16 protein-coding genes and 1 tRNA gene are annotated in these 22,611 nt (G+C 72.6%); 4 read left to right on the top strand and 13 right to left on the bottom strand.

The features are described from left to right. Positions 1-136: 136 nt before the first annotated feature. A complete protein-coding gene (locus ACIQU3_RS05560) occupies positions 137-676 on the bottom strand; it encodes a DUF309 domain-containing protein (RefSeq protein WP_403727299.1) in 540 nt (179 codons plus the stop codon). A 98-nt stretch (positions 677-774) separates the two neighbouring features. Between ACIQU3_RS05560 and ACIQU3_RS05555 the strand changes: the two genes are divergently transcribed. From ACIQU3_RS05555 to ACIQU3_RS05545, 3 genes are all read left to right on the top strand, one after another. Then, positions 775-848, top strand: a tRNA-Pro gene (locus ACIQU3_RS05555). A 167-nt stretch (positions 849-1,015) separates the two neighbouring features. Then, positions 1,016-1,999: an aldo/keto reductase gene (locus tag ACIQU3_RS05550; RefSeq protein WP_403727302.1), complete on the top strand. Its 984-nt coding sequence runs from the start codon at positions 1,016-1,018 to the stop codon at positions 1,997-1,999. Between the two features lie 55 nt (positions 2,000-2,054). Further along, positions 2,055-2,879, top strand: a complete 825-nt coding sequence (locus tag ACIQU3_RS05545; protein WP_403727304.1) for a DUF427 domain-containing protein — start codon at positions 2,055-2,057, stop codon at positions 2,877-2,879. On the opposite strand, the gene ACIQU3_RS05540 is transcribed toward ACIQU3_RS05545, so the two are convergent. From ACIQU3_RS05540 to ACIQU3_RS05495, 10 genes are all read right to left on the bottom strand, one after another. Then, complete coding sequence (locus tag ACIQU3_RS05540) at positions 2,845-3,603, bottom strand: TetR/AcrR family transcriptional regulator (protein WP_403727307.1); 759 nt, start codon at positions 3,601-3,603, stop codon at positions 2,845-2,847. The genes ACIQU3_RS05545 and ACIQU3_RS05540 overlap by 35 nt on opposite strands. Positions 3,604-3,735: 132 nt before the next feature. Next, positions 3,736-4,803 (bottom strand): GNAT family N-acetyltransferase, encoded by a 1,068-nt coding sequence (locus tag ACIQU3_RS05535; RefSeq protein WP_403727309.1) that lies wholly within the window; start codon positions 4,801-4,803, stop codon positions 3,736-3,738. Between the two features lie 36 nt (positions 4,804-4,839). Continuing rightward, complete coding sequence (locus ACIQU3_RS05530; protein WP_403923449.1) at positions 4,840-6,156, bottom strand: beta-galactosidase; 1,317 nt, start codon at positions 6,154-6,156, stop codon at positions 4,840-4,842. Next, positions 6,153-7,247 (bottom strand): glycosyltransferase family 4 protein, encoded by a 1,095-nt coding sequence (locus ACIQU3_RS05525; protein WP_403923447.1) that lies wholly within the window; start codon positions 7,245-7,247, stop codon positions 6,153-6,155. The genes ACIQU3_RS05530 and ACIQU3_RS05525 overlap by 4 nt, the downstream gene beginning before the upstream one ends. Further along, the gene (locus ACIQU3_RS05520; RefSeq protein WP_403727317.1) at positions 7,240-8,811 is read right to left on the bottom strand and encodes an ArnT family glycosyltransferase; all 1,572 of its coding nucleotides are present in this window, start codon (positions 8,809-8,811) and stop codon (positions 7,240-7,242) included. Before ACIQU3_RS05520 ends, ACIQU3_RS05525 begins: the two co-directional genes overlap by 8 nt. 8 nt (positions 8,812-8,819) lie before the next feature. Beyond that, positions 8,820-9,644, bottom strand: coding sequence for a PIG-L deacetylase family protein (locus ACIQU3_RS05515; RefSeq protein WP_403923445.1), 825 nt, complete (start codon positions 9,642-9,644; stop codon positions 8,820-8,822). Continuing rightward, complete coding sequence (locus tag ACIQU3_RS05510) at positions 9,626-11,431, bottom strand: glycosyltransferase (RefSeq protein WP_403727322.1); 1,806 nt, start codon at positions 11,429-11,431, stop codon at positions 9,626-9,628. The genes ACIQU3_RS05515 and ACIQU3_RS05510 overlap by 19 nt, the downstream gene beginning before the upstream one ends. Continuing rightward, complete coding sequence (locus ACIQU3_RS05505; protein WP_403923443.1) at positions 11,428-13,860, bottom strand: lipopolysaccharide biosynthesis protein; 2,433 nt, start codon at positions 13,858-13,860, stop codon at positions 11,428-11,430. The genes ACIQU3_RS05510 and ACIQU3_RS05505 overlap by 4 nt, the downstream gene beginning before the upstream one ends. Then, a complete protein-coding gene (locus ACIQU3_RS05500; RefSeq protein ID WP_403727326.1) occupies positions 13,857-15,332 on the bottom strand; it encodes a glycosyltransferase family 4 protein in 1,476 nt (491 codons plus the stop codon). Before ACIQU3_RS05500 ends, ACIQU3_RS05505 begins: the two co-directional genes overlap by 4 nt. A gap of 6 nt (positions 15,333-15,338) precedes the next feature. Further along, positions 15,339-16,079 carry a glycosyltransferase gene (locus ACIQU3_RS05495; protein ID WP_398729408.1) on the bottom strand — a complete coding sequence of 247 codons (741 nt, stop codon included), beginning with the start codon at positions 16,077-16,079 and terminating at the stop codon, positions 15,339-15,341. Between the two features lie 142 nt (positions 16,080-16,221). On the opposite strand from ACIQU3_RS05495, the gene ACIQU3_RS05490 reads away from it, so the two are divergent. Continuing rightward, a complete protein-coding gene (locus ACIQU3_RS05490) occupies positions 16,222-18,096 on the top strand; it encodes a glycoside hydrolase family 15 protein (protein WP_403727328.1) in 1,875 nt (624 codons plus the stop codon). Between the two features lie 121 nt (positions 18,097-18,217). Here ACIQU3_RS05490 and ACIQU3_RS05485 read toward each other — a convergent pair whose 3' ends face one another. Then, positions 18,218-21,388, bottom strand: coding sequence for a putative bifunctional diguanylate cyclase/phosphodiesterase (locus tag ACIQU3_RS05485; protein ID WP_403923441.1), 3,171 nt, complete (start codon positions 21,386-21,388; stop codon positions 18,218-18,220). Positions 21,389-21,515: 127 nt separating this feature from the next. After that, positions 21,516-22,574 (bottom strand): UDP-glucose 4-epimerase GalE, encoded by a 1,059-nt coding sequence (gene galE / locus ACIQU3_RS05480; RefSeq protein ID WP_403727333.1) that lies wholly within the window; start codon positions 22,572-22,574, stop codon positions 21,516-21,518. Positions 22,575-22,611 lie beyond the last annotated feature (37 nt).

Below are 22,611 nucleotides of genomic sequence, written 5' to 3'. Positions count from 1 at the left end.
GGGCCGGGTACAGCGCCCGGCACCGGCTGCCGCGGCCCGGCGGCCACCCGGCGGCCAGCCGGATGGCCCGGCTGCCCCGCCCGGGCCGCCCGGCCGCCCCGCCCGCAGGCGCGGCGCCGATGTTCCGGGCTCGGGCTCAGGACTCAGCTGCCCCGGTCCGCAGCCGTGGGGCTCGTGCAGCGGCGTCCACCGGGCGGCCGTTCCGTTCCACCTCTCCGGCCAGCTGCCGTGCCCACGCCGCCACGCTCGCGACGTCGATGCCGTGCGGCTGTGCCTGCCCCGCGCCGTACGCCCAGGCCTCGGCCGCCCCCGCCCCGCGCCGCAGCAGCCGGGCCCCGCCGGTCGGATTGCCCCGGGCGGCGTGCGTGAGGCCCACGGCGAGCTGGGCGAGGCCGCGCCACAACTCCCGCTCCTGGTCGGGCCCCGACTTCCACGCGTCCTCGAAGACCTCGTGCGCGTGGAACGGTTTGCCCTCGTCGAGCAGCCGCTGCGCCTCAGCGACGGTCTCCTCCGGGGTGCGGACGACGCCCTCGGGCTGCCGGGGCACACCGCCCGAACCGTACGGCAGGGGCCGCCCGAGTCCGTCCCGGGGCCGGGCGTTGCGCGCCCGCCCCTCGCTGTCACGGTCCCGTGCGTCACCCGGCCCGCCCGGGGAGGTCTCTCCTGTGCTGCCCATACGCCGATTGTCCCGCCCGGCCTGTTTTCGGCGCGGCCAGGGGTGTGGGGTAAGGTGCTGTTCGCGCGATCACGCGGCTCACCGCGGGTGGCGCGCACCGGGACGTGGCGCAGCTTGGTAGCGCACTTGACTGGGGGTCAAGGGGTCGCAGGTTCAAATCCTGTCGTCCCGACGGTGCGAAGGGTCCCGCAGGCCGAAGCCTGCGGGACCCTTCTTTTGCGTGCGTGCGTGCGTGCGTGCGTGCGGGTGCGGGTGCGCAAGCCCTTGACCTCGAGAGCACTCCAAGTTGAAGACTCCCCTGCGTGCCCGAGACCCGGTGCACCGGAGGGAGCGACGCCCATGAAGTACCGCACGATCGGCACGGACCCCACGACCCGCCGCGAGGTGAGTGTCCTCGCGCTCGGCGCGATGCTGTTCGGCTCGGTGACGGACGAGGCGACGTCCTTCGCCCTGCTCGACCGCTACGTCGAAGCCGGCGGGAACTTCATCGACACGTCCGACAACTACGCCTTCTGGGCCGACGGCGGTCAGGGCGGTCAGAGCGAGGAACTCCTGGGCCGCTGGCGGCGCAGCCGCGGCACGGGCGACGAGATCGTCATCGCGACCAAGCTCGGCGCCCGCCCCCTGGCCCCGGGCACCGGCTACGTGGACAATCCCGAGGGCCTGTCCGCGAAGGTGATCCGCGAATCCGCCGAGCGCAGCCGCGAACGGCTCGGCCTCGGGCGGCTCGATCTGCTGTACGCGCACATCGAGGACCACACCGTCGAGCCGCAGGAAACCGTCGAGGCCTTCGCCGCCCTGGTCGCCGAGGGCACCGTCGGCCTGCTCGGTGTCAGCAACCACGCCGTGTGGCGCGTGGAGCGGGCCCGGGCCCTCGCCGCCGCGGCCGGACTCCCCGGCTACGAGGTCCTCCAGTACGCACACACCCACCTTCGCCCCCGCGCCGACGTCCCCGACGGCCTCTTCCCGGACGGCAGTCTCGGCTACGCCGGACCCGACCTGCTCGGCTACCTCAGGGCCGAGCCCGGTCTGACCCTGGTCGCGTACTCGCCGCTGCTGAAGGGCGCCTACACTCGCCCGGAACGGCTGCCCGCCGACTACGACCACCCCGGCACCCCGGCCCGGCTCGCGGCCCTGCGGGAGGTGGCGCGGGAGACCGGCGCCACGGTCAACCAGGTGGTGCTCGCCTGGCAGATCGGCGGCGAACTGCCCGTCGTGCCGCTGGCCGGGGTGTCCTCGGTCGCCCAGCTGGAGGAGAACCTGGCCGCGGTGGACCTGGAGCTGACCCCGGAGCAGCGGGCGCGGCTGGACGCGGCGCACTGAGACCGTGGGACCGTGGAGGGGAACGGCATCCGGACCTCCGGAAGGAGCACCGGCCATGACCACCCACCCGGCCCACCCCGGCGCCCGCTCGATCCGCACCACCCCGGAAGGCCTCATGTGGGAACCCAGCGAGCGCTGGGTGCGCGGCCGCAAGGGCGACGTCACCGTCGTCGACAGCCGGCACCCGGTGCTCGTGTGGGAGCCCCACCTGCCCGTGCCGCAGTACGCCTTCCCGGCGCGGGACGTCCGCACCGACCTCCTCCGCCCCGCCACGAGCCCGCCCACGGGCGCCCACACCGGCTCCCGGGTCTTCTACGACCTCGACGCCGACGGCGAGGTGCGCGAGAACGCGGCCTGGACGTTCCCCGCGGACGACCTGGCCGGCCACATCGCCTTCGAATGGTTCCTGCGCACCGACACGGGCCTCGACCACTGGTACGAGGAGGACGAGGAGATCTTCATCCACCCCCGTGACCCGCACAAACGCGTCGACGCGCTGCCCAGCAGCCGGCACGTGCGGATCGAGGTCGACGGGCAGGTCGTCGCCGACAGCCGCGCCCCGGTCCTGCTCTTCGAGACGTCACTGCCCACGCGGTACTACCTCCCCCGCGAGGACGTCCGCCTCGATCTGTTCGACGCCACCGGGCACCACACCGGATGCCCCTACAAGGGCACCGCCTCCTACTGGTCCTGGCGCGGCGGGGCCGACGTGCCGCCCAACCTGGTGTGGACCTACCCGGAGCCGTTGCCCGCCGTGGCGGCGATCCGGGGGCGTGTCGCCTTCTTCAACGAGGTCGTCGACATCACGCTGGACGGCGAGCGCCTGGAGCGGCCGGAGACGCCGTTCAGCCGGATGCTGCGGAAGGGGCGTCGCTCGTGAAGCCTTCGAGCAGGGCGTCGAGACCGGCCGCGAGGCCCTGAGGACCGCCCTGCTCGACGAGGGCGGCCGCCGTCTCCCGCAACGTCGGCAGCTCCTTCGCCGACAGCCGGTGCAGCCCCAGACGGAAGGCCGGGTCGGTCTCGTCGGGGTTGTCGACCATCGGACGCAGCTCCACGGAGACGTAGCCCAGCAGCCAGGCCGTGAAGGCGCGGAACGCATCGGCCGTCGTCGCCTCGTCGAACCCGGCGCCCCGCAGGATGGCCAGCACCCTTTCGTGATCACGCAGGACCGCGGCGGGCCGCCGGGCCAGGGGGACCGCCAGCAGACGCGTGGCCAGCAGCGGCACCGCCTGCGGGTGCGTGAGACACACGTCGTAGGTCGCCCGGGCGATCCGGTGCAGCCCGGCCCGCCAGTCGAGGTCCTCGTCCGCGTCGGCGGCCAGCCGTTCCTCCAGCTCCAGGTACAAGGCCTCGACCAGCCCGTCCAGCAGGGAGTCCTTGCTCGACGCGTACCGGTAGAGCGCCATGGCCTCCACGCCGAGCTCGGTGCCCAGGCGGCGCATGCTGAGGGCGGAGAGTCCTTCCCGGTCCACCAGCGCCAGGGCGCTGGCCAGCACCCGCTCCCGGCTCAGCCGGCCGTACCGGCCGCGGTCGCTGGCGCGGCGGGCGGGGGCCGGCGCGGCCGCACCGCCCTTGCCGCGGCCTCGGGCTCGCTGCTCGGTCATGGCGGCCTCCTCGTCTCCGGACGGGACTCCCGGTGTGGCCCGGCATCCGCGGGCCCGGCGCGTACACGTGCATCGTAGGTCGCGCGGCCCTGGCCGGCGGGGAGGCCGGACCAGGACGGGGCAGGTCGCGGGTCAGCGCAGACGGTCCACCGCGCCGACGGCCCTAACCACCGCGCGGTGGACCCGCGGGTCGGCGTTGATCGCCGTGTGGGCGGTGCGGCTCGACGCCCTGCGCAGTCGGCCGAGGACCGCCCCGGGGGTGCGCCGGCCGATGTAGCCCTCGGTGACGGTGAGGTCCGCCGTCTTCAGTGCGTCCTTGTAGCGGGAGGTGCCCTTGCCCATGTCGATGTGGGCGATGCCGCGTTCCGCCGCGGCCTCGGCGCACTTGAGATGGAGGAGGATCCCGGGCGAGTACTTGGCGAACCGCGTGTCGTACGCGGGGAACCAGGAGGCGTACACCTCCCGTGAGCACAGTCCGTAGAGCATGGCGACGGGGGTCCCGCCCGCGCGGAGCACGGTCAGCGTGCCCGAGCAGGATTCGGACGGCAGGTCGAACAGCTCCCGGAGGATCGCCAGGAACCAGCCCTGGGCGAGCGGGTCGCGCTGTCCTCGGGCCCGCAGCTGGGCGGACTTCCAGCGGCAAAGCGTGTCCAGCAGGGCGGGGTCTGGTGCATGGAAGTCCAGGCGCAGCGGGCCCACGTCACGGGCCAGCCGGCGTTCGTGGTTCCGCGCGGTGCGCAGCACCGAGGGCCGCAGCCGTTCGAGGTAGGTGTGCGAACCGCCGTTCAGTTCCATCACGGGGGACGCGGCCCGGGCACCGGGCGTGCCCGCCGTCTCGAAGGGCGTCTGGCCCGCGGCCAGATGGTCGTACTCCCACAGCGCGAGACCGCACGCCCTGAGCAGCTCGGCCGGGTCCCAGTCGAAGCCCGGCAGGTGGATCAGGCCCTGGCAGTCGCAGAATCCGGAGCCGATCGGCTTGCCGGCTCCCAGGGCGTGCCGTTCGAAGGGGAAGAACCCCACGGTGCGGCCGCCCTCGCACAGGCGTGCCACCCGGGCGGCGGCGCGCCGGTGGCCCACGGCCCGGGCGAACTCGGGTGCGAGGAAGGGGTTGGCCAGGGTCAGGTCCGCGCGTTGCATGGCCTGCCACACGCCGAGGTCGGCGGCGGTCAGCTCGTCGGGGCGCAGAACCGTGACGTCCATCGGACTCACCTCAGTCGTGCCGGTCAGTGGTGCCGGTCAGTTGTACCGCGAGATCACCGCGGCGTAGTCCGCCAGTGACGAACCCGGGGTGCCGTCGTAGAGGTTGGGGTCGAACGCCCACATCAGGCCCTGCAGTCCACAGGTCTTCATCTGGTGCGCCGCGTCGTTCATGACTCCGGGATAGTAGGGACTCACCTGGTTTCCGGCGCTTTCACCGCTCAGCAGGGAGAAGTGGTAGTACCGCGCGACACGGCTGATCCAGCGCATCGACGACCATGTCTCCGGAACGCGCAGGGGCGGGTCCAGCACGTTCACCCGGCGGTCGTCGGGGTCGCAGCCGTTGTTCTTCGGCTTTCCCGTGCCGTCCACGAGCGAGGTCGGCACGATCTGTACGTTCCGGCGGTGGTGGATCTGGCCCAGGAGTCTGTAGTAACCCACTCCGAGGGCGATCAGCCGGTTCTCGTCCGTCTGGGCCAGACGGCTGGAGACGGCACGGTGGTACTCCTGCGGAAAATAGCCGCGGCCCGGTATCAGGATTTTCAGGAACCCGTGGTAACGCAGCGATTTATAGGCGCCGATCTGCCAGTTCACGGCATCGGACAGGGCCCGTAGATACCAGTCGTACCACTGCCGGACCTGGGCTTCGGTGAATTCCTTTCCCCGGTAGTCGTGCTCTCCCGGTTTCCAGCCCGGGAACGGGTTCGCGGGGACGGTGGACGGTCGTCCCGCCCTGGCTTGCCTCTGGGCATTCACGTCGTACGCCCAGTAGTAGGTGTGACCGGGGCGGTCGGTGTCCCCGGCGGGATAGCTGAACTCGCCGGTGTCGTTCACGACGACCCGGATCCCCCAGAAGTGCTCCAGCCCGATGTCCCGCGCCACCGCGTTGATATAACGCTGAGCCTTCTCGCGCACGGTCTGACTGAAGACCATGTTGGGGGTTTCCGTGAGGTGGTCTCCGTGCTGATTCACATAGGCGGCTTCGGGATACTTCTCGAAGAGCCAGCTCGGCGCGTGGTTGAGGCCGAGGCTCACCTCCACGAGCGACCCCGACCGCTGGAACCGGCCCAGAGCGCGTTTGACGCTGTCGACGTAACGGTAGGAATAGACCCCTTCCCGGGGCTCGTACTTGTTCCAGTAGATCTGCAGATGGGCGACCGCGATGCCCTTGCTCCGTTCCACGCTCGCGCGGTGCGGGTTGGTCTGCAAGGTCCCGAAGTAGTGGCCCTTGTCGTCCTGGGGGACCCGGACGCACGCCATGATGAGGAGAGCGGCCGCGACGACGCCGATGTGCTTCCGGTAGAGGGCTGCCTGACGGAGCGCGCGGCGGACTGCTCCCCGCCGTGACGTTGTCATGCCACGACCTCCTGGTACAGACGCTCGTACTGCGCTCGGAAGCCATCGGGCCCGAACCGCTCTTCAACCGTGGCACGTCCACGCCGCGCGAGCATCTCCCAGCGCTGCGGTTCCGCGAGGAGCCGGGTCAGCAGCTCGCCCGTCCGCAACCGGTCCCCGACGGGAGCACGCAGCCCCGCGTCACCCAGCGCGGCGAACTGCGGAAGGTCGCTGAGGATCACGGGGCGGCCCACGGCCAGCGCCTCCAGGACGATGAAGGGGACGTCCGCCTTTCCGCAGAGCGCCCGCGGCGGAAAAAGCAGAACATCCGTCGCCGACACCAGCCCCGGCATGTCGGGGACATGGCCGCGGATCTCGACCTCCGGAAGCCCTTCCGCGGTGGCCAGGGCCCGCAGCTCCGCCTCCATCGCTTGCACGTCCTGCCCCGGCCGGCCCCGCATGGCCAGCACCAGACGGAACCGCGCCCCCGAGCGGTGTGCCTCCGCGGCGGCGGCGATCGCCTCGCGCGCGCCGCCCCGCGCGTCATGGTGCCCGGCGAACAGCACGACGGGGATGCCCCGGGCGCGCGGCTGCCACGGCCAGCGATCCAGCGGGATCGTCGGCGGAATCACCCGGACGTCTCCGAATCCGGCCCCCCGCAGCTGCCCGGCCGTCGCCTCCGACAGGGCGACCGTCGGGCCCAGCGGCCGCGCCCGCTCCAGCAGACGGTCGTCCATCACCCCGGGAACCGTGTGGATGACCGGAACACCACCGAGCAGGCCCCGCCGCAGCCGGGAGAACAACGGGTACGTCCCTCCGATCGTCAGGACCGCGTGCACCAGATCCGTACGGCGCGCGAGGACGCCGCCGGCGAGGGCCGCCTGAAGCCGCTCCGGAACGTGCGGGGCGCCGTCCCGCGACACGATGGGGATGCCCCTGCCACGTGCCACCCCGGGCGGTCCGTGCGACGGCCACCGCGTGAACCAGAGGAAGTCCCGGTCCGGCATGCTGTCGGCGATCGACGCGGCCAGCTGGGTGTCGGCCCCCGCCCCGCCCTCGCAGGGACCGCTGGTGAAGAGCAGCACCCGGCGCCGCGCCGGCCGGCTAGCCACCGCCACCCCCCGCGTTCCCGGCCCCCAACGGTTGCGAGGGCGGCACCGGCAGCAGGTACACCGCGACCGTGCCGTACGTGCGGCCGTTGAAGGAGAAGAGCAGCGCACCCTGCCGGGTGAGGCTGTGCACCTGTCGCGGGGTGAACCAGGAGTAGCCCTGCTCGACCAACCGCCACGGCACCACCAGGTACGACACCTTCGCCCTTGCCCGGTCCTGGGGCTTGAGCCACTGGCCGATGCGATAGCGGTCGTCCAGGATCAGGTCCACCGAGCTGCTCGTCGAGATGACCGGACTGCCCGCGGGCAGGTGTTCGATCATGTAATGCCGCATCTGCGCGTAACCGTCGTCCGGCTGCGCCCTGCTCCGTGCGTATGCGACCGACGACCATGTCAGGGCCAGCACCAGCGTCAGGACCATTCCGGCGACGGGGAAGGAGACGGCCCGGCGCCGCTTGGTCAAGGTCCGCCGTTCGTGCAGCTGTACGGCCGCCATCGCCACGATCACCATCGTCGGGACGAGCAGCAAGTACGTCACCTGCTCCTCCAGCGTGCCCTTCAGGACGGCGTACGCGGTGGCGAAACCTGCCGACAGATACCAGAGCGCCATGAGACGCTGCGCCGGACCACCGCGGCGCAGCAGCACCACCAGAGCCGGAATGCCGAGGGCGAGCAGCACGTACGTGCTTCCGAAGTTGGTCAGTTCCTCGACGATGCGCTGAGAGAGGGGTGGTGAGCCCCGCGCGTTGAAACCGGTCGCCTGGACCTGGCCCAGCAGCCGTTTGACGCCCAGGGTCTTCACCGTCCAGAAGACGTCGAAATGGCCCGCCGCCGCCACGACGCCGACGTAGATCGCGTACGGCAGGGTGGCGCAGCCCGCGGCGAGCAAGGACAGGGACCGCCGCCGCAGTGGCCAGGCGAACACGGACACGACGAGCAGCGGCAGCACGGTGATGAGGGCAGCCACGTCCTTCGTCAGGATGGCCAGGCCGAAGAGGAGGCCGCCTGCGGCGGCGCGCCGGTACCCTCTGGCCGGCGGATGCCGTTCCGCCAACGGCAGCAGTACCAGGTAGCCCAGCAGCAGCCAGAGCATCATCGACGTCTCAATGAGGACGCGCTGGTTGAGCCGCAGGACGAACGGATCGAGGGCGAAGACCAGGCCCACCGCGGCCGCGGCCCACGTGGACTTGGTGAGTCGCGCCACCAGCAGCACCAGGACCACGACGGTGACACTGGCCAGCAGCGCGTTGAGCAGACGCATCTCGTACACCCCGGAGATCACGTCCGGACGCCAGCCGAAGAGCTGCTCCCAGGTGCCTTCGAGGTAGAAGAAGCCGGGCGGGTGCAGGAAGAACAGGTCACCTTGGTACCGGGGGAAGCCCCCGGCCTCGACGGAGTGACCGATGTGCCAGTAGTAGACCTCGTCGACCCACACGTCCGCCGAACGGCCGAACCCGAGCACGCGAACAAGGCCGGTGAGCAGGGCGGCCGAGCCGGCCGCCATCCAGAGCCTGCCCACGCGCCACGCCCGAAGCCGCGCCACCGACACCGGGATCGCCTTGCTCATGGTGGTCATCATCGGGCATCTCCTACTGGGCCGTAGCTCGCCCGGGCGCTGTCCGGGAACAGATAGATCTCCGGCACCACGGGGAGGGCGCCTTTCGGGAAGAGCGCGTCCGCCTGCGAGCGGTACCCGCGCACCAGCTCCACCTTGGCGGCGAGCTGCCGTGACCACTCCACCTCCACCAGCGCATTGCGCTCGACGAAGCCGAGGTCGGGGCGGTGCTGCTGGTTGTAGGGGAAGTCGCTGTAGTAGACCACCGGCCGGCCACTGAGTTCTGCGGCGGTCCGCACCAGTACGTGGTCCACGTGTCCGCCCACGCCGGAGGGGGCCAGCAGGACCGTATGCGCAGGCGACGCCAGCTGTTCCAGCGACGCCCGTACCCGGCCCAGCGTGTAGGTGTCGTGCGGGGAGATCCGGCCTGCGGCGATGTGCAGCCGGTAGGTGGGATAGATGTACGAGGACTCGGGCAGCACATGACTCACCCAGCCGTTTCGCCCGCCGGACGCTCCGGGCTTACGGCGGAACAGGCAGTCGCTCAGTCCGAGGTGATGCCAGTCCACCCCGAGCCGTTCCATCACCTCGCGGTCCTCCGCACGCCGTTCCCGGTACAGGCGATCGGCGTTGCGCCGGCCGACCTGCCGCAGGTACCGCCGCCCGGAGAGGGTGTAGGGCGGGGCGTCGGCCTCGGTGAAGAACGTCACGACCCGCACCTGGGTGCGCCCGGCGGCGTGCGACATCAACCCACCGCAGGACAGGACCGCGTCGTCGAGGTGCGGGGAGAGCACGACGAGCGGTGTGCCCGCGTCGACCGCGGTGGTCAGTGGATCCGCTGCCATGACCCTGCCCCTTCCCGCTTCGCCTCCCGGGCGGCCGCCCCGGTACCGGTGGACGGACCGGGCGTGTCCAGCAGCCGCTGGACGAGTGCCAGGTACTGACCCGTCGTCCGCTCCCACGAGAAGCACTGCGCGGTCCGGTACGCCATGCGTCCCAGCCGGCGGCGTGTCGGCTCGTCCGCGGCGAGATCCCGCATCTGCCGTGCCAGGGCGTCCACGTCGAAGGCGGGGACGGCGATGGCACCGCCGTCCATCCACCGCAGAGTGGGCAGATCGAAGTGCAGCACCGGCTTGCCGTACGCCATGGCCTCCAGCGCCACGAGTCCGAAGGACTCGCTGCGGGACGGCAGCACCAGGAAGGCGCAGTCCTCCAGGAACCGCTGCTTCCCGGCCCCCGACACCTCGCCCACCCGGCGGGCGTCGGCGCCGGTCGCGGCGATCAGCGCGGCCAGCCCGGCCTCCTCACCACGCGTGCCCGCGCCGGCCAGCAGCAGCGGCATCGACGGCGCGCCGGCGGCGTGGGCGGCCAGCAGGAGGTCCAGCCCCTTCCCCTGGACCTCCACCCGCCCCAGGAAGGCGATGTAGTCGCCCTCGCCGATGCGCCGGGGAGTGACGGGAGGCTGGTCGACGCCGTTGTGGATGACGTGCGTGGCGGCCCGGGGGGAGTGGCGCCGCACGGTCGCGTGGTCGGCCTCGTTCAGCACGACGATGTCCTCGTAGAACCGCAGTCCGAACCGCTCGACGAGGGCGAACGGCAGGTGGTAGCGGCGTGACATCGCCGCCCCGCTGAGCGACTGGGCCAGCCCCACCACCCGGCCGCGGGAGAACAACGGCAGGAACCCCGTGGAGAACGGCGGTGTGAAGCTCTCCAGCCACACATCGTGCGGCAGCCTGCGGGCCATGACCGGCAGTACCGCGTGGTACAGGAGCTGTCCGAGGCGTGGTCCGGCCCAGCCGAGCGGCAGCCGGTGGTAACGCACGCCGTCACGGATCTCCGCGCCGCCGCGCGCCGCCACCGTGACGACCGTGACCCGGTGGTCCTCGGCGAGACGCCGGGCGACCTTGTCCACGAGCAGCGCCCCGCCGCCGTGGTAGTGCGGATTGCGCAGATCGTCGAAGGTCGAGATCACCACGTTCCGCCCGCCGCCGGGAGGCGAAGGAGGCACCCGCGACGCCGGCACCCACGTCAGGGCCTCGGCCGTGACCGCGTCGGGCGACGCGGCGGCGTCCACGAGGCGCACGGCCGGCAGCCGGGCGGCCCACTCGCGGTAGCGGTCCCGGCAGTTCGCCAGCGCGCCGCTCGGGTACTCGCCGTCGCGCTCCGCCAGCACCTCCGGCTCCGCGTCCAGAACCAGGTTGACCTGGTACGTCCTCGCCAGCCGTGCGAAGGCGCCGACCAGCCGCGAGCCGGGAGCGGGGTCGATCTTGACGAGCCCGTCGAGCGGACCACGGTCGGTCACCACGGCGGCCGGCCGCCCCCGGGCGGCAAGACGCGCCCGGCCCCTCGCCCGCGCGAGACCCGCGGCGAGTGCCGCCGCGTCCACCCAGCCGTGCATCCGGCCCACCCACGCACCGATGCCCGAGGAAGCCGACCCGGGCTTCCCGGGGGACGCGGTGAACCGCGACCGCATGCGCTGGGGCAGGCGCCGGCAGACGACGCAGCCGTAGCAGTACTGGGTCGTCACCGCGTACCCGCGTGCGCGCAGGTCCGTCGTCATCCGCGAGACCAGCGACGACTTCCCGGCGCCGTCCGGTCCGGACACACAGACCAGCAGGGGGCGCTGTGTCATGACTGGAGCATCCTTCGCCTCTTGGCGACCACCAGCGGTACCCGCAGGGCGGCCTCCCGCGCCGCGACCCGGGCCCGTCCGTGCCGCAGCAGGTGCAGCGCGTGCACCGTGCCCACGCGCAGGGACGCGCCCACCGGGATCGGCACCGGCAGTCTGACCGGCGCGCCCTCGTCCAGCCGGCGCATCGCCCCGACCGCCACGGACAGGGCCCGGTCGCCGCCGACGGCCCATCCCTCGCCGGCCGCCTCGCGCCGGGCCTCCGCGACGACGCCCGGCGCCAGCAGTTTCCGCACCGCGAACAACTCCGACAGATCGAAGGTGAGGTTCTGGAACAGGCCGTGCGCCAGCCAGATGCGCAGTTCGTCCGCCGGGCACGGCACCAGCCACGGACCTCCGGACGGGACGGCCCGCTCGAAGAGCCGCGCCGTGGACATCACCGGCACGCCGAACCACGACACGGCGGTGTGCAGATGGGCCGCCGGGCCGCTGCGCGGTTCCAGCAGCACCTTCGTCGAACGCTCCAGCCAGTACGTGTCGCGGTCGACGTACCAGCCGCCGAGGACGTCGCACGCCGCTTCCCAGCGTCCCTCGGGCACCACCAGGTCGAAGTTGCCGTAGACGTAGTCGCCGGCCAGGTCCGCCTTGATGAGCACGGTGGGAATGCCGGCCGCGTACAGACGGCCGGTCACCTCCGTCAGGTTCTCCCGGAACAGCTCGTTCGCGGTGTCCACCTCGGCCACCACGTCCGCCAGTTGCCCCGGGTAGGCGCGTGCGAGGCGGCCCTCCACCTGGTTGTCGCGGGCGAGCCGCAGCGCGTGACGCAGCGCGGTGTCGCCGGCCGGAAGGGCGTTGCCCCGCCAGACGGCCTCCACGAGCAGACGGTCGGGCCGCTCCTGTGTGCCGGCGTCGTCAGGGTGGGTTCTCAGATGCGTCATGACTCCGCCCGGTTGCTCGGTGGTCGTCTGTTCGAGGCCGGCGGACCGATCCGCCGACGAGGGCTCGCTGGTGACCTCGTTCTGGTCCTCCGCCGGATCCGGCGCTCCCGGCCGCCGCAGGAACCGCTCCACGGCCCGGATCCCGATGACCGTCGCGGCGATCAGCCACACCAGCGGGAACGGGCGCAGCAGCACGAGCAGCGCCGTGAGCAGCAGCGGTTCCACCAGCGGCGTGTGCCGCAGGAAGGCCGTTCCCTGGCGGCGCACGAGCCGGCCCAGCAGCAGGGCGAGCGCGGCGGTGGCGCCCGCGGCCCCGCCGATGGCGATGCCCTGCACGCCGCCGATGCGCCAGCCCGCCAGCAGCGCGAGCGTGTAGACCACCAGCCCGGCGATCTGCCAGCGCGCGCACGCGTAGTCGTCCACGGCCTGGGAGAAGGTGACGGCGAGGTTGACCGCTCCGAGGGCGAACCCGGTGAGGGCGGTGAAGACCATCAGGGTGCTCATCGAGCTGTAGTCGGCCGGGAAGACCATGCCGAGGACGGGGCCCGGCACGGTGGCCAGTGTCGCCGTGAGCGGCAGGGACCCCAGGACGTACATCCGTACGGCGCTGGCGCTGAGCCGGCTGCCGGCCCGCCGTCGGGACAGGGCGGGGAAGAACGCCAGGGACACCGCGCTGGCCACGAACAGGGGCACGCGCGAGAGGGTGACGCTCGCCTGGTAACTCGCGGCCTGGGCGGGTTCGGTGGGCAGCATCGTCACCAGCACCACGTCGACCGCCGCCATGAGTGCCACCAGCCCCTGCAACCGGGCGATGCCGAGCGCCCGCCGCCACAGGTCCCGGTTGGCCGAAGCGCTGCGCCAGGGCCGTCCGCTGCCGCTGGGCAGCGACGGCCACCACAGCAGGAACGGCAGGGCGCCGATCCCGAAGGCCGCCAGTGCGCCGGTGTCGCCCAGTCCGAGGGCCACGACCAGGAACACCCCGACCGCCATCTTCACCAGCACCTCGGCCACGTGCAGCAGGGACAGCGTCCGCATCCGCTCCACGCCCTGGAGCCAGCCCGCGGTCACCGTCGTCATGTAGATCAGGAAGGTGCTCAGGGCCAGCGCCAGCGTCGTGGCGGGCCCGGCGAACCGGGTGGCCACGGCGGCGACGACACTGCCCATGACGAGTCCGCCGCCGATGCTCGTGATGACCGCGAAGCGGCCGGCGTCGCCGCGTTCGGCATCCGACCGGGCGCGGGCCAGGGCCTGCGCCAGCACCCACGGCACCGTCACCGTCGCCACGGTGGCCGCGCTCAGCAGCAGCCACTGCCCGGCGACGAACCGCGCGTAGGAGCCGACGTCCAGCAGCCTGGTCAGGACAAGGGCGTACCCGTAGTTCACGGCGCCCACGGCGAGGGCGGCCGCGGTGAACCAGCGGGCGCCGTGCACGGCCTTCACCACGTCCGGGCGGCTGGCCGGGCGGTGCATCGTCGCGGAACGGGGGGCGCTCATGCGGGCTCCCGCCGGTTCCGGGCAGCGGGCTCGTCGGTGGCCGGCCACGGCATGGGCTCCTCACCGGGGCCGTCCGTCTCCGGCGCGACGAGTTCCTCGCGCCGGTGCGCCAGCCGGAAGGCCGCGTCGGGCACCCCGAGCCGTCGCAGCGCCTGGAACGCGCGCAACTCGTCGCAGCCGTGCAGCAGCAACTGGAAGGCGTCGCCCTCGCGGGTCCACCGGTCGGTCTCCCGCAGCAGGGTCTTCAGGGCGCGTTCGACGTGGTCGCCGTTCGGGGACCGGAACCGGGTGAGGACCGTCAGGTCGCTGGCCCGCCGGCGCGACCTGCGGTGCCGGCGCACCCGCCCGGCTTCTTCGAGGAGCACCTGGGCGAGCCGCTCGGCGCTGTCGTCCCACGAGAACCGCGCGCTCCAGGCACGGCAGCGACGGTCGGCCCGGTCGCGGGCATCGGGGTCGGACAGTTCGGTGAGGGCCGTGGCGAGCGCGTCGGACAGCGGCCCGCCGTCGGGGACCAGCCAGCCGTTGTGGCCCTCGCGGACGGCGTCGCGCAGTCCGGGGACGTCGAAGGCGACCGCCGGGGTGCCCATGGAATTGGCCTCGATCACGGTCAGCCCCCAGCCCTCGGCGACGGAGGGCACCACGGTCAGCCACGCGCCGCCGAGCAGGGCCCGCTTGCGCTCCTCGGTGACATGGCCGTGGAAGGTGACGGTGGAGTCGAGACCGAGCCGGTGGGCGAGTGCGCGCAGGCCGGGCAGTTCACCGCCGTCGCCCGCGAGATCCACCCGCAGGCCGGGCCACCGTTCGCGGAGTGCGGGCAGGGCCCGCAGCAGCAGGTCGACGCGCTTTTGCGGTGTCATCCGGGTGACGGCGGCGATGGTCGGCGTGGCGGCCCGGGCGACCGGGACGGCGGACGGGCCCGGGCTGCCGTTGGGCACCAGATAGACGGGGTTGCGGAAGCCGAGTTCGGCGCGGACCCCCGCACGGGTGGAGGGGGAGACGGCGACGATGGCGTGCCCGCGGTACACGACGCGGCTGATCTGCTTCTCCAGCAGCCGGCCGACGGAGTTCATGGGCCACCGGAAGAAGAGGTCGAACTGTTTCTGGTGGATGTGGTGGATGACGCACACGTCCGCGGTCCAGCGGGGTGTGAACAGGGGGGAGAAGAACGGTATGCCGTTCTGGAAGTCGACCACGGCGTCGTAGGTGTGCCGGTTCCCGAGCAGGTGCCGGGCCGCGGCGGGGTAGACGCCGTAGGTGCCGCCCTCGCGGAGCACGCGCACACCGTCGCTCCACTCGACGGGGCGGGAGCCCGCAAAGCGCGCGGCGAAGAGGGTCACCCGTGAGCCGGACCGGGCCAGCCGCCTGGCGATCTCGAAGCAGTACGCCTCCGCTCCGCCGGCCTGGGGGTGGGCCGGGTCACGCCAGTTGAGGAACAGGACGTTGGTCCGGGCGAGGTGCTCGAGTGCAGTCATGAAGTGTCACCGTGAGAATGAGATGCGCAGCACGTCCGCCATGGAGCGGATGCCGTCGCGTCGGGGGGAGAACGTCGATCCGGGCATGTCCGTCCAGGCGACCGGGACCTCGACGACCGTGCCGCCGGCCCGCACGATCCGGGCGAGCAGCTCCACGTCGAAGGCGAACCCGTCGACGCGGCAGCCGGCCGCCACCTCGCGGGCGAGCGGACCGTCGAAGAACTTGAAGCCGCACTGGGTGTCGGCGATGTCCGGCAGTGTCAGATGCGTCAGCCGCCGGAACATCCAGCCGCCGCACCGGCGCATCGCCGACTCCTCGACCTCGAATCGGGAACCGTCGACGTGCCGTGAGGCGATCACCGCGGCGCAGCCGTGCCGGAGCAGGGGCAGCACCTTGTCGAGGGTCTCGACCGGGGTCGCGTTGTCGGCGTCGAGGAAACCGACGTAGCGGGCCGTCGAGGTGACGATGCCCCGCCGCACGGCGGCACCCTTGCCGGGCTCGCTGCACCCGATGACATGGACCGGGGTGCCGGGACTGTCGAAACGTTCGGGGACGTCGTTCGTGCAGTCCACGGAGTTGTTGTCGACCACGACGACGGCCGACGACCAGACCTGCCCCCGGAGGTAGTCCACCGTCGTCGCGATGGTGCGCGGCAGACGGCGCTCCTCGTTGACGGCGGGAATGACGATCTCGAGCTCGGCCGGGGGGCGCCTGAGACACGGGGGAATCCCCTCGCGGATGTGCACGGGAGTTCACCTCCGTCGCGATCCGGCGAGCGCGGATGCGTCGCCGTACGTTTACGACGTATACGAGCATCTTGTGCCGATTCGTCCCGAAGCGTCAAGTGGGGGCGGACGCGGGTTGACGGGCACTCCTGTCGGGGCGACGATGTATGTATACGTCGTAAACGTCAGGGATGTCCGTCGTGGTTGGCGGAGGACGGTGATCATGAGCGTACCGATCGAGGACTTTGCCCTCCTCAGCGATCTCCAGACCGCGACCATGGTCGGCCGCAACGGCTCTGTCGACTGGCTGTGCCTGCCCCGCTTCGACTCGCCGGCCTGCCTGGCCGCACTGCTGGGCGACAGCGGCAACGGCCGCTGGCGCGTCGCCCCCGCGGACCCCGGCGCCGACCGCTGCGTGCGGCGCGCCTACCGGCAGGACACCCTGGTGCTGGACTCCCGGTGGGAGACCGCGGACGGCACCGTACGCGTCACCGACTTCATGCCGCCGCGCACCCAGCTGCCCTGCCTCGTCCGCGTGATCGAGGGACTGTCCGGTGCCGTGCGGATGCGCAGCGATCTGCGGCTGCGCTTCCACCAGGGCAGGGTCGTGCCGTGGGTGCGCGACGCCGGGCACTGCACCGTCGCGGTCGCCGGGCCGGACGCCGTCTGGCTCGGCGCCGACGGGCCGGTGACCGCGCTCGGCGACACGGACGCCACCGTGTGGGAGTTCACCGTGCCCGCCGGGCGGCGGCTGGCGCTGACGCTGGTCTGGTCGCCGTCCCACCGGCCCGATCCGCCGGCACCCCTGTCCGTGCCGGCGGAGACGGCCTTGAAGGAGACCGTCGACTTCTGGCGTCGCTGGGCCGGCCAGTGCCGCTACCAGGGACCGTGGCGGGACGCCGTGGTGCGCTCGCTGATCACCCTCAAGGCCCTCACCTACGCCCCCACCGGCGGCATCGTCGCCGCGCCCACCACCTCACTGCCCGGCCGTATCGGCGGCGACCACAACTGGGACCACCGCTACTGCTGGCTGCGCGACTCCACCCTCACCCTGTCCTGCCTGCTGCGCAGCGGCTACCGGGAGGAGGCCTCCGCGTGGCTGGACTGGCTCGTGCGGGCCATCGCCGGCGACCCCGCCCAGCTGCAGGCCGTGTACGGCGTCGGCGGCCAGCGCCTGCTGCCCGAGACCGAGGCCCCCTGGCTCCCCGGCTACGAGGGATCCCGGCCGGTGCGGTTCGGGAACTCCGCCGTTGGCCAGTTCCAACTCGACGTCTACGGTGAGGTGCTGGACACGCTCTGCCTCTCCCTGCGGGCGGGCATCCCCATGCCCGCGCACGTGTGGGACCTGGTCGAGGCGCTCATGGGCTGTCTGCTCCGGCACTGGCGGGAACCCGACCAGGGGCTGTGGCAGGTGCGCGGTCCGCGGCGCCAGTTCGTGCACTCCAAGGTGATGGCGTGGGTGGCCGCCGACCGCGCCGTACGGATGGGGGAGCTCCTCGGCCGCAACGGCTCCTCGGCCGAATGGCGTGCCATGCGGGACGAGGTGCGCCGGCAGGTGCTGAGCGAGGGCTGGGACGCTGGACAGCAGTCCTTCGTGCAGGCCTACGGGTCACCGGACCTGGACGCCTCCAGCCTGCTGTTGCCCCGGCTGGGTTTCCTGCCGCCCTCCGACCCCCGGGTGCGCGGCACGGTACGGGCGATGAGTCATCTGGACCACGGCGGCTTCCTGCGGCGCAGCACGCGTGACGGCGACGGATCGGCCGGCGCGTCCGGCGGAGAGGGCGCGTCCGTGGCGTGCTCCCTGTGGTACGCCGCCGGCCTCTCCGCCGACGGTCACACCGAGCACGCCCGGGAGGTCTTCGAGCGCGTCCTCGCCGTCCGCAACGACGTCGGGCTGCTCGCCGAGCAGTGGGACCCGCAGACCGGCCGCCAACTGGGCAACGCCCCGCAGGCGTTCAGCCATCTCGCGCTGGCGGAGACGGCGTTCGCCCTGTCCGCCGCACCACCGCGCCGGGGCCGCCCCGGGCGCCCGTCCTGACGGCCCCTCCCAGGCCCCCGTCCACGGGGTCGCCCGTGCAGGCCCCCGTGGACGGGCTCGCGCATGCGGGTCCGTACCGGACTCGCCCGTCCCATGATGGGGTCCGTCACCGTCCGATCCGTCACCGGACGTCCGGGACGTCCGGGCGGAACGCGTCACCGTAGTGCCGCCGGAGGGCGAGCGCGCTCTGTTCCACCGTCATGGGCCGGGCGAACAGGTAGCCCTGCCCGAACCGGCAGCCCATGGCCGTCAGCAGGTCCCGCTGCCGGCGCTGCTCGATGCCCTCGGCGATGATCTGCAACCCGAGCGTCCTGGCGAGGGACACGATCCCCCGCACGAGTGCGGCCTGCCGGGGGTCCCGCGGGATGTCGTCGATGTACGTCTTGTCGATCTTGAGGATGTCGACGGGGAAGTCGCGCAGATAGCGCAGCGAGGAGAAGCCGGTCCCGAAATCGTCGACGGCGATCCGCACGCCCAGTTCCTTCAACGACCGGATGACGCGGTCGAGCCGGTCGTCCCGGCGCACCAGCACGGACTCGGTGAGTTCCAGCTGGAGCGAGCCGGGGGCGAGACCCGGGGTGGCGACGGCCCTTCTCACCTCGTCCAGGAAACCGGTGTCCTGCCATTGACGCCCGGAGACGTTGACGCTGACGTATGGTGCCACGCCCGAGTCGGCGGTCTGCTGCAGCCGGGCCATGTCGGCGGCGGCCTTGCGCAGCACCCAGGCGCCCAGGGGCGTGATGTGACCGGTCTCCTCGGCGAGCGGGATGAACCGCACCGGCGAGACCAGTCCGCACCGGGCCTGCGGCCAGCGGACCAGCGCTTCGAAGCCGGTGACCTGCCCGCCGGCGATGTCCACGACCGGCTGGTAGCGCAGTGCGAACTCCTCCCTGGCGATCGCACGGTCCAGCCGCGCGTGCAGGTCGTGCCGCTCGGTGCCCCGGACGCGCAGTCTCGGCACGAAACGGCGCCATTGGCGGTTCCCGGCGGACTTGGCCGCGTAGACGGCCAGTCCGGCGTATGTCAGCAGTTCCTCGGCGTCGGCGCTGTCCAGCGCGGTGGCCACCCCGACGCCCGCGGAGACGCGGACCGTCCCTTCGGGCAGTTCGAAGGGACGGTCCAGCACCTGGATCACCTGCTCGGCGAGGAGTTCGGCGTCGAGGGGCTGCCGGGCCTCCTCCATCAGGACCGCGAACTCGTCACCGCCCAGCCGGGCCACGGTGTCGGTGCGCCGCAGTGTCTCCGACAGGCGCTCGCCCACCGCCTTCAGGATCCGGTCTCCGGCCGCATGCCCCAAGGTCTCGTTGACGCTCCTGAAATCGTCCAGGTCGATGCAGAGGACGCAGGCCAGGGACGACTCCCGGTGGTCGCGCAGCAGGGCCCTGCCGATGCGTTCCAGCAGCAGCGTCCGGTTGGGCAGGCCGGTGACGGGATCGTGGAAGGCGCGGTGGGAGAGTTCGTGCCGCAGCGTCCGCTGCTCGGTCACGTCCCGCAGGGTGACGACGAGACCTCCGACGGTCTCGTCCGTCCGCAGGTCGCGGCAGTGCGCCTCCGCCTCGACGAGACCGCCCCGCCCCGCCACCCTCCAGTGGTCGCGGACGTCCCGGCCCGGACCGCCGTCCAGGGCGGCCAGCGTCCTGTCGACCCGTTGCCGGTCCTGGGGGTCGATCAGGTCCCGCAGTGCGTTCCCGGCCACGTCGGGGCGGCCGAACAGGGCCCGCGCCGAGGGGCTGGCGTAGCGGACGGTGGAGTCGTCGGCGACGACCAGGACGACGTCCGAGGTGCTGTTCAGAAGGGTGCGGAAGTAAGCCTCGCCCGTGGCGTGCGGATCCTGCGCCCGCGCTGCGGCACGCTCCGCCGCTGCCCCCGCGTGCGCGGCGAGAAGCTCCAGCGAGGTGCGTGCCTCGATGAGCCTGCGTTCCGGCCCCCCCACGAGCAGGGCGCCCGCCCGGCCGGACGCCCGGCCCGGGGCTTTCGTGGAGCAGACCAGGGCGGTTCTCGCTCCGGCCAGTCGCACCGCCATGCCGGGCGGCAGCCGGTCGACGGGCAGCAGCAGGGACGTGCGCCCGGCGTCGGGCGGGGTACCGGCCTCGGACGTGGGCCCGGTGCCGGACGCGGGGCCGGCGGACGGGGCCCCGTCGTGACTGGCCCCCGGCGGGAGTGCGGAGGGGGCGTGCGGCTGCGGCCAGGGTGCCTGACCCGCCGGCAGGAGGAGGGACCCGTGCGGACCGTGCGGTCCCAGCAGTGCGGCGACCGCGCTCTCGCAGCACCGGGAGACCTGAGCCGGGGTGTCCGCCGCCGCCAGGGCGGCGAGCGCGGTGCGCAGCACCCGCTCACGGGCCGAGCCTCTGTGGTGGGCCGCGGCCACGCCCGCGAGCCGCCAGACCACGAGCAGGAAGAGGACACAGGCCAGGGCGGCCGGTACCGCCGCGCCGCGGATCCGGTCCGCCTGTCGCTCGACGAGCAGGAACACGGGCGGTATCAGCGTGGCCGTGGCGAGCAGGACCAGCCGGAGCCGCGGCCTGGGGAGGGGCCGCGGCGGCGGCCGGGGCGTCGCCGGCCCGGCCATCGACGGATCCAGCGCGGCCGCTCCCCACGCCGTGCACAGGACGATCCAGCCGAAGCCGGGGAGCGCGTCGGAGGGCAGGCCGCCGCCGAGCAGCAGAAGTCCCGCGGCGAGGTCGAACAGGAGCAGTGCCACCGTGCCCAGGACGAGCAACCCCGCGGCTCGGTCGCGGCCGGTCAGCGGTCTCGGGGGCAGCAGCCGGGCCAGCATCGCCAGCAGCATCATGTCGCCCAGCGGGTACGCGAGGGCGAGGGCCCGCTGCTGCCAGGTCAGACCTTCCCGCGTGGTGAGCGGTTCCACCAGGTGGATCCATGCCACCAGGGCCAGTCCCGTGGTGACCGTCAGCGCGTCGAGCAGCCCGGGCAGGGCGCGCCCCAGCCGGCGGTACCGGAGGAGACCGAACGCCCCCAGGGCGAGCAGCGGGTAGGCGACGAGGCCCAGGGTGTCCGCCGGTGACGGAGCCGGTCCGGAGGCCTGGACGTACGCCCCCTGCGCATGGGCTCGCGTGCCGCCGACGGCGACCACCGTCAGCCCGGCGGCGAGCATCAGCCAGGGCCATCGGTGCCCGGGCCGGTGAGTGCGCACCCCGAGGACGACGGCCGCCGCCCCGGCCAGGACCACGACCGCCCACAGCGGCCCCCGCAGACCGGGCCACGCCAGATACAGGCAGCAGGCTCCCCCGGTCAGCACGATGTGGGCGGCCATCAGCCTGTGGACCTGCGGCATGGACACACGTCTCCTCGGGTCGGTCGGCGAGGACCGCGACAGCCGTGTACCGGGGGGCGGCCCTCAGCCGGGGGCGGCGCTCGCGGTCACGGCCGGTCTGCGGTCAGGTCGGATCGAATCGGGTCACTCAGTACTCCTTGCGTTTGGGGTGACGCGGCGAGTTCGCGTAACCGTGCGGATGAAGCCGGCGGAACCGCCAGGCGTCCCGGCACATGGCGTCCAGGTCCCGGGTGGGCCGCCAGCACAGGTCGCGGGCGGCGGCGCGCGCGTCGGCGACGAACTCGGCCACGTCGCCGAGGCGTCGCGGGCCGACCTCGTACGGGATGTTCCGGCCGGTCGTGCGGGAGAACTGGGTGAGGACGTCGAGGACCGAACTCCCCTCGCCCCTGCCGAGGTTGTACACCCGCATGCCGGTTTGGTCGCCGAGCCGGTCCAGCGCCACCCGGAGCGCTTCAACGGTGTCCATGACGTGCACGTAGTCGCGGATCGCGGTCCCGTCAGGTGTCGGGTAGTCGTTGCCGAACACGCGGAGCCGTTCCCGCTGCCCCGAGGCCACCTGGGCCAGCGACGGCATCAGCTTGCCCGGCGGGTCGTGGGGGGCCTCGCCGAGCAGCCCGCTGGGGTGGGCGCCGACCGGGTTGAAGTAGCGCAGGGACATCACGGCGTACTCGGGCCGACGGGCGCACACGTCGGCCAGGATCTGCTCGCAGACCCACTTGGAGGCGGCGAAGGGGTTGGTCGGCCGGGCGGGCGTCGACTCGTCGAGCGGCCCGTGCGCCGCATCACCGTATATCGAACAGGTGGACGAGAAGATGAGGCGGTGCACCTCGTGCTCCTGCATGGTGCGCAGCAGGGACGTGGTGCCGGCGATGTTGGTGTCGTAGTACTCCACGGGCATCCGCGCCGACCGGCTGGCCGACTTCAGGGCGGCGAAATGCACCACGGCGTCCACGGCGTGCCGGTGGAACACCGCCGACAGGGCCTGCCGGTCGCGGATGTCCAGTTCGTACACGGCTCCCATGAAGCGTCCGGCGACCCGCTGCACCCGTGCGAAGACCTGCGGCGTGCTGTTGGAGTAGTCGTCGACAACGATCAACTCGTAGCCGTGATCAAGGAGTTCGGCGCAGGCGTGACTACCGATGAAACCGGCTCCGCCGGTGATCAGGACGGTGGACGGTGCACTCATGAGCCAGGCCTCTGGGACGCCGTACGTTTACGGTGTA

The sequence above is a fragment of the Streptomyces sp. NPDC101110 genome, assembly GCF_044759525.1.
Classification (GTDB): domain Bacteria; phylum Actinomycetota; class Actinomycetes; order Streptomycetales; family Streptomycetaceae; genus Streptomyces.
This window is presented reverse-complemented; position numbering and strand designations above follow the sequence as displayed.